This window comes from Acetivibrio saccincola, assembly GCF_002844395.1.
Taxonomy (GTDB): Bacteria; Bacillota; Clostridia; order Acetivibrionales; family Acetivibrionaceae; genus Herbivorax; species Herbivorax saccincola.
In genome coordinates this window covers 3,243,455-3,257,946 of the sequence record NZ_CP025197.1, presented here as the reverse complement: position 1 = coordinate 3,257,946, position 14,492 = coordinate 3,243,455, and the positions used below count along the sequence as shown (strand labels likewise).

12 protein-coding genes are annotated in these 14,492 nt (G+C 35.5%); 9 read left to right on the top strand and 3 right to left on the bottom strand.

Annotation, left to right across the window (positions count from 1 at the left end; genetic code table 11):
* Nucleotides 1-8 precede the first annotated feature (8 nt).
* From dut to hflX, 4 genes are all read left to right on the top strand, one after another.
* Nucleotides 9-497 carry a dUTP diphosphatase gene (gene dut, locus HVS_RS14545; RefSeq protein ID WP_101303487.1) on the top strand — a complete coding sequence of 163 codons (489 nt, stop codon included), beginning with the start codon at nt 9-11 and terminating at the stop codon, nt 495-497.
* A 45-nt stretch (nt 498-542) separates the two neighbouring features.
* On the top strand, nt 543-1,772 hold the full coding sequence (locus HVS_RS14540; RefSeq protein ID WP_207654780.1) for a zinc-dependent alcohol dehydrogenase: 1,230 nt from the start codon (nt 543-545) through the stop codon (nt 1,770-1,772).
* Between the two features lie 71 nt (nt 1,773-1,843).
* The gene (locus HVS_RS14535; protein ID WP_101303485.1) at nt 1,844-3,091 is read left to right on the top strand and encodes an aminotransferase class I/II-fold pyridoxal phosphate-dependent enzyme; all 1,248 of its coding nucleotides are present in this window, start codon (nt 1,844-1,846) and stop codon (nt 3,089-3,091) included.
* A 32-nt stretch (nt 3,092-3,123) separates the two neighbouring features.
* Nucleotides 3,124-4,950, top strand: a complete 1,827-nt coding sequence (hflX, locus tag HVS_RS14530; RefSeq protein WP_459562253.1) for a GTPase HflX — start codon at nt 3,124-3,126, stop codon at nt 4,948-4,950.
* A gap of 1 nt (nt 4,951) precedes the next feature.
* Here the strand turns inward: hflX and HVS_RS14525 are convergent, their stop codons facing one another.
* Complete coding sequence (locus tag HVS_RS14525) at nt 4,952-5,635, bottom strand: PilZ domain-containing protein (RefSeq protein ID WP_101303484.1); 684 nt, start codon at nt 5,633-5,635, stop codon at nt 4,952-4,954.
* Between the two features lie 29 nt (nt 5,636-5,664).
* Complete coding sequence (locus HVS_RS14520; protein ID WP_159063469.1) at nt 5,665-7,434, bottom strand: DUF342 domain-containing protein; 1,770 nt, start codon at nt 7,432-7,434, stop codon at nt 5,665-5,667.
* A gap of 364 nt (nt 7,435-7,798) precedes the next feature.
* On the opposite strand from HVS_RS14520, the gene HVS_RS14515 reads away from it, so the two are divergent.
* The gene (locus HVS_RS14515) at nt 7,799-8,194 is read left to right on the top strand and encodes an NUDIX hydrolase (RefSeq protein ID WP_101303480.1); all 396 of its coding nucleotides are present in this window, start codon (nt 7,799-7,801) and stop codon (nt 8,192-8,194) included.
* A 91-nt stretch (nt 8,195-8,285) separates the two neighbouring features.
* On the opposite strand, the gene lepB is transcribed toward HVS_RS14515, so the two are convergent.
* The gene (lepB, locus tag HVS_RS14510; protein WP_101303478.1) at nt 8,286-8,855 is read right to left on the bottom strand and encodes a signal peptidase I; all 570 of its coding nucleotides are present in this window, start codon (nt 8,853-8,855) and stop codon (nt 8,286-8,288) included.
* A gap of 183 nt (nt 8,856-9,038) precedes the next feature.
* Here lepB and dusB point away from each other — a divergent pair, with 183 nt between their 5' ends.
* The 4 genes from dusB to HVS_RS16300 all read left to right on the top strand — a co-directional run bounded on the left by dusB (nt 9,039) and on the right by HVS_RS16300 (nt 14,465).
* On the top strand, nt 9,039-10,022 hold the full coding sequence (dusB, locus tag HVS_RS14505; RefSeq protein WP_101303476.1) for a tRNA dihydrouridine synthase DusB: 984 nt from the start codon (nt 9,039-9,041) through the stop codon (nt 10,020-10,022).
* A gap of 145 nt (nt 10,023-10,167) precedes the next feature.
* A complete protein-coding gene (pilM, locus tag HVS_RS14500; protein WP_101303474.1) occupies nt 10,168-11,274 on the top strand; it encodes a pilus assembly protein PilM in 1,107 nt (368 codons plus the stop codon).
* 334 nt (nt 11,275-11,608) lie between these two features.
* Nucleotides 11,609-12,112, top strand: coding sequence for an acyl-CoA thioesterase (locus HVS_RS14495; RefSeq protein WP_101303472.1), 504 nt, complete (start codon nt 11,609-11,611; stop codon nt 12,110-12,112).
* Nucleotides 12,113-12,296: 184 nt separating this feature from the next.
* Nucleotides 12,297-14,465, top strand: coding sequence for an anti-sigma-I factor RsgI family protein (locus HVS_RS16300; protein ID WP_108593948.1), 2,169 nt, complete (start codon nt 12,297-12,299; stop codon nt 14,463-14,465).
* Nucleotides 14,466-14,492 lie beyond the last annotated feature (27 nt).

Genomic DNA, 14,492 nt, shown 5'->3' with positions numbered 1-14,492 from the left:
GGATTTTATTGAATGAGGTAAATGTATATTTAGAAATTTGCAGAGAAGATGCCATAATACCAACCTATGCCAATGAAGGTGATGCGGGGATGGATGTCTATGCGGCAGAGGATGTTTTAATAGAACCCGGAGAGACGGTTATAGTTCCTACAGGAATTAAATTTGCCATCCCTAAAGGATACGAGATACAGGTAAGGCCAAGGAGCGGTATATCTTACAAAACCCCCCTTAGAATAGCCAATTCGCCGGGAACCATTGACAGCGGATACAGGGGGGAATTGGGAATAATAATCACCAATACTTCAGAAAGAAATGATTATCCGCTAATTGAAACTAATAGTGACGGAAATAAAAAGGGAACATACAAAATAAAAAAAGGGGACAGGATAGCCCAGATAGTCCTTCAGGCTGTCCCGCGCATCAATTTTGTAAAAGTGGATTCCGTAAAGGATATAGGCAATGACCGGGGGGGAGGTTTTGGCTCTACAGGGGTTTAAACATTTTAAAGATATTTTTTTATGCCTTAAATCAAGGTGGAAGGGATGATACTTAATATGTATGCTGTTACATTTGACTCCAGTGTTTCAAAATATATATTCACTAAAGCGGCAGGTAAAATAAACAAAAACTTTTATTGCGGGAAATTGTCCTGTGTAAAATATGAAAAAGTAAAAGAACCGGAACTTTTAGGGGATGACTGGGTAAAGATTAAGACCATATACGGGGGCATTTGCGGAAGCGATATCAATTTGGTTTTTTTAAATGATACCCCGGAACTTTCACCTTTTGTGTCAGATAAGTTTGTAATGGGTCATGAAAATATAGGCATCATAGTGGAAAAGGGGGCAAATATTAAAGAATTTCAAATAGGGGACAGGGTTGTTGCAGATATCCTCCTTACCTGCCAAACAAGAAATATTCCCGAATGCAAAGCCTGTAATGAAGGTAAGACAAATCAGTGTTCTAATTTTTCAAAAGGCGGTATTTTAACAGGAATGATGCTCGGGACTTGTAAAGAAACGGGGGGAAGTTGGGGGGAGTATTATATTGCCCACAAGTCCCAGTTATTTAAAGTGCCTGACAAACTAAAAAATGAGGAGGCAGTGCTTGTTGACCCCTTATCATCAGCTATTCATCCCGCTCTTGTAGGTTATCCTGAGGATACTGATAAAGTTCTTATTATAGGCATGGGGATTGTAGGGCTTTTAATGGTGGCATTTTTAAGGTATGCTGGATGCAGGGCTGATATAACTGTTATGGCAAGGTATCCTTTCCAGGGGGAGCTGGCAAAAAAGTATGGCGCAGACAGGGTAATTTATTCTTCCTCACAAAATTTGACAGAGGAAATAGCGGAAATAACCAAAGCTTCCATACAAAAGCCAATAATGGGTGAAAGATATTTATTAGGCGGTTTTGATAAGATATTTGATTGTGTGGGTTCTAAAAAAAGCATAAGTGATTCTTTAAGATATGCAAAAACAGGAGCCACCATTGTATTAACAGGACTTGCTTCTAATATAGATATTGACTGGACCCTTATTTGGTTTAAAGAAATAAATCTAAAGGGAATATATTGTTATGGAAGTGATATTTTTAAAGGGGAGAAAATCAGGACATATAAAATTGGACTTGATATGCTTTTATCTGATAAAATAGATGTGTTGCCTTTGGTTACCCATATTTTTAAACTAAGTGAATATAAAAAGGCAATAGATGTGGCAACTTCAAAAGGTAAGGAAAAATCAGTAAAAGTGTTGCTAAAGCCTGATTGAAAATATATAATTTTTGATATTGAGTTTTGTAAACTTATTATTAAAAAGATATTAATTGTTGGAGGGGAAAAATGGACTCAGCTAATTTAAGTTTTTCAGATTTTTTCAACATGCATGATCTTGATATAATGGAAAAAGCCAATAAATACTACGAGCTTTTAGAACACCTTAAAGAAAAGCAGCATTTGCACTACAAAAGAGTTGCAATTGAAGGCTCAGGTCCGGTTAGGAAAATCAGGGACAGCTATAGCGGAAAAATCAAGGAAATGGTATATCTGGCATCTAATGACTATTTAAACCTTACCAGGCATCCAAAGGTTATAGAAGCCGGAAGGATTGCTTTAGAGAAGTACGGGGCAGGTGCCGGAAGTGTACCTCTTTTAGGAGGAACTTTGGATATACACATAGAACTAGAGGAAAGGGTTGCAGCTTTTAAAGGGTGTGAGGCTGCAATTATATATACTTCAGGATTTGGTTCAAATTCCGGGACACTCCTTTCAATGCTTCACAAAGAGGATGTGGCAATCCTTGACATGCTGGTTCATGCCAGTATAATTGACGGGTGTAAAAACACAAATGTTAAATTTTTTAAACACAATGATATGGACAGTCTGGAAAGTGTGTTAAAAAAGGTAAAGGATAAATACAGGACAAAGCTTATAGCGGTTGATGGTGTTTATTCAATGGACGGGGACATAGCCCCCCTTGACAAAATAGTGGAAATAGCCAAAAAGTACGGTGCATATGTCATGGTGGATGAGGCACATGCCACAGGTGTTATAGGTAAAAATGGCAGGGGAACACCGGAATATTTCAATCTGGAAGGAAAAGTGGATATTGTTGCCGGCACATTTTCAAAAGCTGTTGGAGGTGTGGGTGGATTTATTGCTACAAATAAGGAACTGGTGAGTCTTTTAAACTTTTATTCCAGGACATATATGTTTTCCACTGCAATGACCCCCCAGGCTACAGCTTCAATTACCGAAGCACTGAATGTAATTGAAAATGAGCCGGACCGTAGGGAAAGGCTGTGGGATAACATCAGATATTTCAAGAAAAATCTAGAAAATTTAGGGTTTTCCCTTGGTAATTCTGAGACGGCTATATTCCCTGTAATAATAGGGGATGAGCTGAAAGTGAGGGAAATGTGCAGGTACCTCCATGATGCCGATATATATGTAAACCCTGTTCTGTATCCTGCAGTACCAAAGAGGCTTTCAAGAATCAGAATGAGCCTGATGTGCGACCACACTAAGGAACATTTGGATAAAGCGCTTAATGCCTTAGAAGCTGCAGGGAAAAAATACGGGGTTATATAATACAGCATTATATAATTTTATATAATACGGGGTTGTATAATAAGGAGGGAAGAACCATTAACATAAGAGGCAATATAGAATCACTAAAGAATTCAGTTTTAGAGGAAATTGAAAAAATATACGATATTAAGATTCCCGGCGGCTTTTTAATTACAGAAGACCTTGCCTCTAAAATGGCGGTGCTGACAGAAAAAATCAACCGTGAAATAGCAGTATATATTGACAGGAAAGGAAATATAACGGACATAAGCGTTGGGGACAGCAGTACTGTTTCCCTTCCATTTGTTGAGGGAAAAAGGAGCCTTAAAAGGCTTTCCGGAATAAGGTGCGTCCATACACATCCAAGTGGCGGGGGAATGGTCTCAGCAGTTGACATAAGCTCCATGATAGATTTGCGCTTAGATGCCATGATTGCCATTGGTGTAAGGGACGGAGAAGCGGATGAGATATATGCAGCCCTTCCCCAAAGGGATGAAAACGGGGAGTTTAGAGAGTCCCAGATATTCGGCCCTTTTAGAAAAGACGACGATGAAATTAATAAACTTATGGACTATATATATGAAATAGACAAGGAAAAGACAGATTTACTGTATGAGAATGAAGAGGAAAGTGAAAGGGCGGTTCTTGTAGGATTAGAAAGTACATCCAAAGATAAAATTAACGGGATGAGTTATGGTGAAAGGTCACTGGCTGAACTGGAAGAGCTTGCAATTACAGCAGGTGCTATTGTGCTGAAAAAAATACTTCAGACAAGACCCAAAAAAGACCCGGCCTTCTATGTGGGGAAGGGAAAACTTGAAGAAATAGCACTTATATGCCAGGCTCTCCATGCAGATTTACTTATTTTTGATGACGAACTTTCAGCTTCTCAGATAAATAATATAGAAAGTGTTGTCGGTATCAAGGTGATAGACAGAACCAGCCTGATTCTTGATATATTTGCCCAGAGAGCCAGATCCAAAGAAGGGAAATACCAAGTGGAACTTGCCCAGCTAAAATACAGAATTTCAAGGCTTTCAGGGCTTGGAAGGCAGCTTTCAAGGCTTGGGGGAGGTATAGGTACAAGAGGACCCGGGGAGAAAAAGCTTGAAACCGACAGGCGCCATATAAGAAACAGGATAAAATATTTAAATTCACAATTAGAGCAAATAGAAAGCAGGAGAAATTCCTTAAGAAGTGCCAGAAGTGACAGGGATGTGCCTGTTATTGCATTGGTGGGATATACAAATGCCGGAAAGTCCACCCTTATGAATAAATTATGTGATGCAGACGTATTTGCAGAAAATAAATTATTTGCAACTTTAGACCCTACCACAAGAAGGCTCCCATTAGAGGATGGGAAATATGCACTGCTTATTGACACAGTAGGGTTTATAAGAAAACTGCCCCACCACCTTATAGAAGCATTTAAATCCACATTAGAAGAGGCGGTGTATGCAGATTTACTCATTCATGTAGTGGATGTATCAAGTGAAGAAGTGGAGGAACAAGTTAAAGTGGTGGACAGTATTTTGGAAGACTTGGGAGTTTTGGACAAACCTGTTATAATGGCATTTAATAAAATAGATAAGGTTTCTTCTTACACAAGACCCGGCATAATAAATAAAAACGGCAAGTGCTTTGAGATTTCAGCAGTAAACGGTGACGGCATTGAGGAATTGAAAAAGGGGATAAAAGATGCACTGCCCCAGAATGAGGTTGAGGTAAAATTATTTGTACCATATGCTGAAGGCTGGGTAATTTCATACCTGCATCAAAACGGGAAAATACTAAGTGAGGAACATAAAGAACAAGGAACTGAAATTGTTGCAAAAATAAACAAGAGTAAAACAGGTGCAATAAAAAAGTATTTTGTATAAACTAATTCATCTTTTTTTTAAGGTATTCTTTTTGCTTTTGAAAAATATATTTTATTATGACGTCTCTGGCAGGCTGGGTTATTTCAGTGAATTCTAGCTCTGCCTGGTATTTGTATTCATTTTTATAGACGTTTGTATTTTGCAACAGCTTTTTTTTCGTTACAACGCATACTGCATTTATAATTTTAGTGTCGCTAATCCAAATGTAAATATCAATAAGCTCATGGAGCTCTAAATCTTCATTTAGCAGTAAAGTCAGGCCGTATTTGCTTATATTTATCACTTTTGCCAGGTTAAATTCCTCATAGTTTTTTAAATTAATCTGAAGATATTCTGCTTTTAAATTGCAGTCTGTTTTGACTGTTAATGTGCTGTGACATCTTTCTTTATTTTCACTGTCTAATTTAATTTTTAGCAATATTTCATTTTCACCGGCGGATTTAGAAACAACTACACCATTTAAGCACATATTTCTCGCCGGCTGTGTTTCTAAAAATATTTTAATTTTTGTTTCAGCCGGAAGTGGTATGGTGTACTTGTCAAAAGAGGGGGCTAGTATATCTATTTCCTCTGGAGTGTTCACATGGACAATTTCTGTAGTATAAGAAGGTCCTACTTTTTCACCGTTATTATCTACCACTTCCAATGCTAATTTTTTATTCATGTATTTTGTCAAAGATTCCATATTTAAAAATCCTCCTTAACCCTGGTTGTTTATTTAAAAATAAGTTTATTTTTAATGACTCTTGCATAAATATTTGTCTGATAATTTATAAACTTATATGAATGTCTTCCAATCATAATTGTAGTATCAGGGTAGACAATTCTCATTTTTATAAAACCCTTATCAGGCACCCTGATAAAAGTCTTAGCACCCATACTGGTCCCAGCGTTATTTATTTCTACACTTTTTTCAGACTCCACCCTTCCACCCCTTAAGTTTCCTAATATGGATACTTTACCGCCGGCAAAAATTTTGGTGTTAAAACAGGTTTTACCTGATATAATTACGTTTCCATAAGACTGTATTTCTGAATTAAGTGCCCCTGTTAAAGAAATGTTGCCGGAAATTTTGCGTTCTCCTTCTATGAAATAGGTATTTTTGATAGATTCAATTACTCCATATATGTAGTCTAAATCTGTAATTTCATTATAATTTCCTAAAAAACATTTGCATTTTTCCACCAATTTGTATATGGAAATATCATCGATATCATAACTACCTTTTCTTAAATTGCGGATTACATCATATATAGTGGTGGAAAGTTTTCTGTTTTTTGTATTCAGCAAATAAAACACTGTATTCGGGAAAGTTGATATATTATAAAATTCAAACTCATTTTGAGAAAAATTTTTAATATTTGAAATAAGGTCTTCTATTTCCCAAATAATTCTCTGTACTTCAGTGGCAGGAGTTTTTAGTGCTAGTGAGGTGTCTCCGGAAATTAACTTGCTGGAAATAACATTTCCCTTAACAACTATTTCATTCCCGGAATACAATCTTGAAAAGTTTACATCTCCTAATACAGTTATATTATTGGTGGAAATTACCTCCATATCCTCATGTACACTGCCTATTACTTCCACATCACCTTTAAAATTTATATTTCCTGTTTTTAAGCTTACTTCATTTAATTTTAACTGTTCACGTATATCATAAGTTATTACATTGCCGTTTTCTTTTTTTTCGGGGGTTCCGTGTTTTTTAGCTATTATTAAATTGGTTTCTTCATCAAATTGAATGTTACTATTGCTTTCAATAATTATTCTGCGGGCTTCCTTTGGTTCAATAGGGACACCTAGCACAGATATTCCCTCTTCACCCCTAAAGCCCCTAATTAAGCGGGCAATTTTATCTCCTGGTTTTACAGATATATATGTAATGAGATTTTTATAATCAATATTTTCGTTTTCACCAATATCTTTTTTATCACTGATGGTTAATAAGCATTCTAAGGTGTCATCTGTAGCATCTATGGGGGCTTTTCCTTCTGCTATAAGGAATCTGCCCTTTTTGTTATTTTCGAATATTTCTCTTATTAAATCCTCCTTTATCCCATAAACAATACCCTGTTCTTTTATTATATTCAGAAGCTCATTTACATCGCTTTTTTTGTAAATTTCCTCCTCATATACACATATATCCAGCTTATTCATTGGATAAGAGTCTTTTAGATATCTTTTAACGGTGCGGCGGGGTTTAAAAGACATATAAGCTTTTAAATTGTCCGGGGATATTTCTATATCTATTTCCATTTCTTTTTCTTCATGAATAGCTTCAACTTCTATAGTATCTTTTTCAGAAACCATAACAAGATGTCTTGTCTCCACACCATTTACAGTAAGCTTAACACCTTCACAGGGATTAAGGGCAGGAGGGATGCCTTTACCAATTGGATCCTTTACAAATACTTTTCCCTCCAGTATCCACACATAGCCATCTTCATTTTTTACTGTATTTCCTAAAATCTTGTTCTCAAACAAGAATATCACCTCTTTAATGTAGTAAATGCATATAATTCTTTTTTTTGAGTATATATGCAAAATTTTATACATATCATGTATCGAAATTATTTATAGTTTTATTTAGATTATTTTAGTTTTTATATATAGTTTTTATAAAAAAGAAATAATGTGAAAAGTATTAGAAATAATTTTTAATAATAATTGAATAAAAACCAGTTCTGTAGTATTATAATATATAATGAGACATTTATATATACAATTCAAAATAACAGCCCGACGTAAGAAACGATAAGTGAAACAAATTTCTCTAAAAGCCAGTCTTAATAAACTTTTTAGGGGAATGGAATAAATTATCAAGTTTAATACGAAAGGGGTTTTAGTTATGATTGTCAGAAATTATGCCGGCGGAGTAGTATTCTCAGGCGACAGGGTTCTTCTTTCAAAAGGAGAAGGCGGCAAATGGATGTTGCCAAGAAGCAAGATTAGCAAAGGTCAGCTTTCTAATGAAGTTGTCAAGAAGAAGATGGAAGAGTCGGGTATATTAGCTGAGTTTGTTTCGACGGCAGGTTACACGAATTACGAGTATTCTTCAAATCCACGTCAAAAACCTTTCTGCGATAAAATCACATGGTATATAATGAAAGCCCAAAAACAAAATGATAATTTTTATAAAATAGATGAAGCAATGAAGCTTATTGAGGAAAATCAAGAAAAGTCTTTAATAAATCTCTCTTTTAAAAAATACATAGGAGAAGAATCTATATTTAACAGTCTGTAAATGATAAATGGTGGGACTGTTTTTTTAATATTTAAATTAAGGATAAAATAAAAGAGAGACATTTAAATGTCTCTCTTTTTTCGGCATTTTATTAAAATTTAAAAAGGTATTTACCAAGTACATGATCCAGCGGGATAGCACCTATTGCCCGGCTGTCTTTACTGTGGTTCCTGTTATCACCCATTACAAATACATGTCCCTCAGGTACCGTTACAGTCCAATTCCCGCTTGGATACATAGGTTCGTTAATATAGGGTTCTTCTAACAATTCGTTGTTTCTATAAATTTTACCGTCTTTGAATTCCAGCACATCCCCTTCTTTTCCAATAACCCTTTTAATCCAAAGCACTTCTTCCTGTTCTCCTGTGAAAAAATATGAAATAGCATTATATTTAATGCTGTCCATAATATCGTCTTTTATTGAACGGGGACGGTGTACACGGCTGTCAATAACAACAATATCGCCATAATCAGGTTCTTGCCTTAAGGTATGCATAAGTTTATTTATTATTACCCTGTCATTTTGCGTCAACGTGGATTCCATTGATATTCCTTGAACTTGTGTAGGCTGAAGGATAAAAATATTTATTGCAAGACCGCATACAACGGCAATAACTATGTGTAGTGTCCAGCTTAGTATTTCTTTTAAAACTTTTTTCATAGGCTTTTTACCCCCAAGAGAAATTTATTTTAAAGGAAATTATTTGTCTTTATAATATTATAGCATAGATGCTGTGAATAAGTTGTGAACAAATTAAAAAAATTAAATTAATGAAAAATAAAATTAAAGATAAAAATGATTTTTAAATTGCTAATATGGTAAAATAGAGTGTGGAGGGATGAAATGCGTATAGGAAATATTGAATTTAAAAACAATGTTTTTTTAGCCCCAATGGCAGGAGTTACAGATATGCCATTTAGGCTTTTGTGTAAAGAACAGGGCTGTGGTTTTACGTATACTGAAATGGTCAGCGCAAAGGGGCTTTATTATAAAGATGAGAAGACAAAAAAACTTACATTCATTGATAAAAGAGAAGAACCCTGCGCTATTCAGATATTTGGTTCAGAGCCTTATGTTATGGCAAAGGCTGTAGAGCTTTTAAATGACAGCAATGCCTGCATAATTGACATAAATATGGGGTGCCCTACCCCTAAGATAACCAAAAATAGTGAGGGATGTGCACTTATGCTTCAGCCTTCCCTGGCAGGGGAAATTGTAAAGGAAGTTTCAAAGGCATCTGAAAAACCTGTAACTGTTAAGATTCGCAAAGGATGGGACGATACAAAAGTAAATGCCGTTGAAATTGCAAAAATTGCTGAGGAAAACGGTGCTAAGGCAGTTACAGTCCATGGCAGGACCAGGGAGCAGTTTTACAGAGGGGAGGCAGATTGGGAAATAATAAAAAAAGTAAAAGAAGCGGTGAGCATTCCGGTGATTGGAAACGGGGATATATTTTCATCAGAGGATGCAAAAAAAATGTTCAGGGAAACAAATTGTGATGCCATAATGGTTGGAAGGGGAGCACAGGGAAATCCATGGATTTTTAAGAATATACTTCAAAATTCAGACGAAGAAATAAGTTGCGAAGAAAAAATATCCATGATAATAAAGCACTTTAACCTGATGATTGAATTTAAAGGTGAACATAAAGCCGTTAAGGAAATGAGAAAACATATTGCCTGGTACATGAAAGGTATGTATAAATCAGCTGATTTAAAGGACAAAATTTTTAAATCAGACTCAAAAGATGAGATAATTAGTTTATTATATGAATATTTGCAAAATATCAGTACTATAAATATAAAGAAACGGAATTTAACTTTGTAAGGCAAAAAAAAGAAAAACAAAAAAATTATATTAATTTTATATGTAAGTTCAATCAAAATTATTGATTTTAATATGCATGGGTGATAAGATATATTATATAGGAACAAAATCATATAAAAATTTATAATACTTAAGGAGTAATACAATGGTGACTATACCTTTCTTAAAAAACAACCTTTTAAGTATTGACATCGGTTTCAGGAACATAAAAATTGTAGAAGTAGAAGTAAACAGGAATAAGGAGATTTTTATAAAGAATTTTGGTATAGCTTCCACACCTAAGGGCTCTATTAAGAATGGTGCCATTCAAGATGTCCGTGCTGTCACCAATGAAATAAGCAAGGTATTGAAAGAAATAGGTGTGAAGACCAAGAATGCCAAAATTGTTATGTCAGGTACTAACATAATATCCCGTGTTTTTTTGGTGGAGAATATCCCGGGTGAGAATTTAGACAACACTGTAAGAATGACCATTTCTCAAAGCATGCCTATTGATTTAGATGCCCACAAAATCGATTATAAGGTTTTAAAAGAAATAAAAGATGATGGAGTTCCGAAGGTTAAGGTTTTTGTTACCGCTGTTTTAAAAAATATTATAAAAAGCTACATAGATATACTGGTAGAGTTGGGATTAAAGCCTATATCGGTGGATATTCCGGCTAATAGTGCTGCCAAGTTTTTTAACAGGGATATAATAACCACTGAAAGCGATACATGGTTTAAGAGAAACAAATACTCAAAGCTTGACCAAAGTACACTTGCTGTTATAGACTTTGGTTCTGAAACAACAATAGTTAACATATTAAAGGACAGGGTTTTGGAATTTAATAAAGTTATATTAAAAGGAAGCAGCAATATAGACGAAGCCATAGCAGAAAGCAACCATGTAAAATTGGATGAAGCAGAAAGGCTTAAAAAGATTCAAGGGCTGACACCTTTAGATTTAAGCTTTGACGAAGAACAGGTAAAGATTCACAACAGCATAAAAGGTGTCATAAACGAAATAGTAAGACAGATATTTCAATGTTTTGAGTTTTATGAAAAAAGATGTTTTGGAGATAAGGTGGGGAAAGTATATATAATAGGTGGTGGTTCCCAACTTAAAGGACTGACTTCTTATTTAGAAAGTGTTCTACAGGTTCCTGTTTACCATGTGGGCTTGCTCAGCATAGCTGGTATAAGAATAAATGAAGGTTTAGATAGTGACAGGCTTAATTACCTGATAAATTCTGTTGGAATAACATTGTCCTGATTTTACTGTTATGTTCATTTAATTTAAAAAAAACCTTCAGTTTGAAGGTCAAAACATTCCGTAAAATAATCAATTCTTCAGACTAAAGATGTCTTAGAAGGATGTTGTGTTTTTTTATCAGCAAAAATGGTATCTTTTACTTAAATCTATTGATAAATGTATCTTTAATAACTCAAAATTTTATACTTAATTTTTTGTTAATTCATATCTTAAAAATTTTTTAAAGTCCTAAAGTCTTTAAATATTTCATTTAAATTCAATTATATTTTTTGATACAATATGCAAAAAGAAGGGAAAGATTAATATAAATACACAAGGATAAGGAGAATGACGGATGGACAAAGATTTAAATGAGCATAAAAAGCACCTTAAAGGGAAGACTCCCGGTCAGTCTGAGATAGAAATGACACAATTAGTGCTTCCTAACGATACAAATATTTTAGGGAACTTATTAGGCGGGCAGCTGATGCACTGGATTGATATTGCAGGTGCTTTGGCTGCATCAAGGCATTCTAATAAAGTAGTTGCCACTGTCGCATTAGACAGTCTTGATTTCAGGCATCCTGTGCGCTTAGGAGAGATGGTAATATTAAAAGCAAGGCTCACCTGGGTGGGAAGGACTTCTATGGAGGTAAGTGTAGATGTCTACGCTGAAAATATGAAGACAGGCAATACCATACTTACAAATAAAGCTTTTATAACTTTTGTAGCTTTGGACGACGATGGAAAGCCTACAGAGGTGCCGCCCCTTATTTTAGAGACAGAAGAAGAAAGAAGAGTTTATAAAGAAGCAGAAAAAAGGCGTGAATATCGTCTAAAAAGAAGAGAAAAGGAATAAAACCATATTCACATTTATAACAAAAATACATGCAACAGGTCATGCTAAAAAAGTCTGCCACAAAAATTATATATGTGGCAGACTTTTTTGGTACAAATATAGGTTATAACCTGTAATTTACAAGGAATACGCCGTTATCAAGCGTTTATCTGTTGCCGATATATAAAATAGAGGTGCATTATTTATGTATAAAGGAAAGATAGTAAAAATAACAGATGAAGAAGCATTTGTAATGGTAAAAGAGTACGAATTTGTACGTATTAAGAGACGGGCTGGTATGATTGTAGGGGATGAAATTGAGTTTTCAACAGAAGACATTATTGTCTATGATGAGGGGATACAAGATTCACAGTTGAAAAATTCATCAAAAAGCAGCAGGGTAGAAAGGTTTACCCGTATATCAGGCATGGAAGATAAGGAGTCGTTAAAAGGTGATAAAATAGAAGGGTTTACCCGCATATCAGGCATGGAAGATAAGGAATCGTTAAAAGGTGATAAAATAGAAGGGTTTACCCGCATATCAGGCATGGGAGATAAGGAGTCGTTAAAAGGTGATAAAATAGAAGGGTTTACCCGCATATCAGGCATGGGAGATAAGGAATCGTTAAATGGTGATAAAATAAAAGGTTTTACCCGCGTATCAGGCATGGGTGGAGATAAGGAACAGTCAAAAGATGATAAAATAAAAGGGTTTACCCGTATAAGTAACAGGAAAAAAATAATAAAGAATTTTACAAGAATAGCAGGAGTAGCAGCAGCTTTTATAATGATTTTTGCAATTGTAGAGTTTTTCTATACCGGAGATGGAAAACCAAAAGGACTGGGAGAATTCGCATACGTGGATGTGGATATTAACCCGAGCATTACATTTACTTTAGATGAGAATGGTACAGTAAATAAGGTAACGTTATTAAATGATAATGATGACTTTGCAATTGAAGACATGGAATTAGACGGGATATATTTTGCCAATGCCCTTGAAATGGTGGTAGGAAAGCTAAAAGATGAAAGAGATTTAGGAGAAAAAATGGCTGTATTTATATCTGCGTCACTTAATGCAGAAAACAATGCCGCCAATGAAGAAAAGATTATTAACCAGTTATTAGACGCCAAAGATTCTTTAGCTACATTTGGAGAAAATATTAGTGTAAAAGGCATTATAGTGGATAAAAGTATAAGGGAAAAGGCATTAGAACACAATGTTTCAATGGGAAGATATACTGTTTATTTAGAAGTTAATAAACAGTTTGATATGCCATTGGATTTAATTGCAGAAAAAACCGTACATGAATTATTTGAAATTATTGACAAACAGGAAATTGATTTAGAATCAAAAATTATAATTGATACAAGCTCAGTACCAGCCCCATCACCAATATCAACGCTGGTGATAACATCAACACCGGTGCCGGATGTGGTACCAATGCCAACTTCAGTATCAACACCAGCACCGGAGCCAACGACAATATCATCACCGGAAGTAATACCAACTCCAACACCAACCCCGGCATCAACCACTATACCAATATCAGCACCAACATTAACATCAACATCAACACCAACCCTAACGCCGGTGCCAACGCCAACACCTGTACCAACACCAACACCGGTGCCAACGGTGACGCCAACACCATCACCTACGTTGGTAACAACGCTAACACCAACATTAGTGCCAATACAAACGCCAACACCAGTGCCAACAGTGACACCAACACCATCACCTACTTTAGTGCCAACGCCAACACCTACACCAACACCAAAACCATCACCAACATCTACTCCAATACAAACGCCAACACCGGTGCCAACAGTAACATCAACACCAACACTTGTGCCATCACCAACACCAACACCTGTACCAACATCAACTCCAACACAAGTGCAAAAACCTACGCCAGAGCCGGTAACCGGAAGTGTATTGGAAGATTGGGAGAACGGTGAAAACGGATGGAAAGCCCCAAACCCGCATACATCAGATGCCTGGGCCTCCAGCGGGAATAAGTCCCTGGCAAGTCCTAATATTTCACTGTCAGGTGACGGCGGAATGATTCATATGTACAGAAGGGATTATACAGGACTTAATATTAGCCAAAAAAGCAAGCTGCAGGTGGATGTATATATTTCTGACAGAGGCAGCTTTGGAGGTGAAGTACAAGCAGTTCTATATATAGTAACTGATAAAGAATATTCTACAGGTAAAACAACAATCCAGCCGGGCAGTAAACACACTCTGATTTTAAATTTAAATGGCATACCAGATCTATATGATGTAAGTGAAATTGGAGTTAAGTTCTATTATCCGTCAGGAAGCATAGGCCAAACTGATTTTTATATAGACTATTTGCGTTTTTAAAAAAATTAAGAAAAGTAATATGCTCCT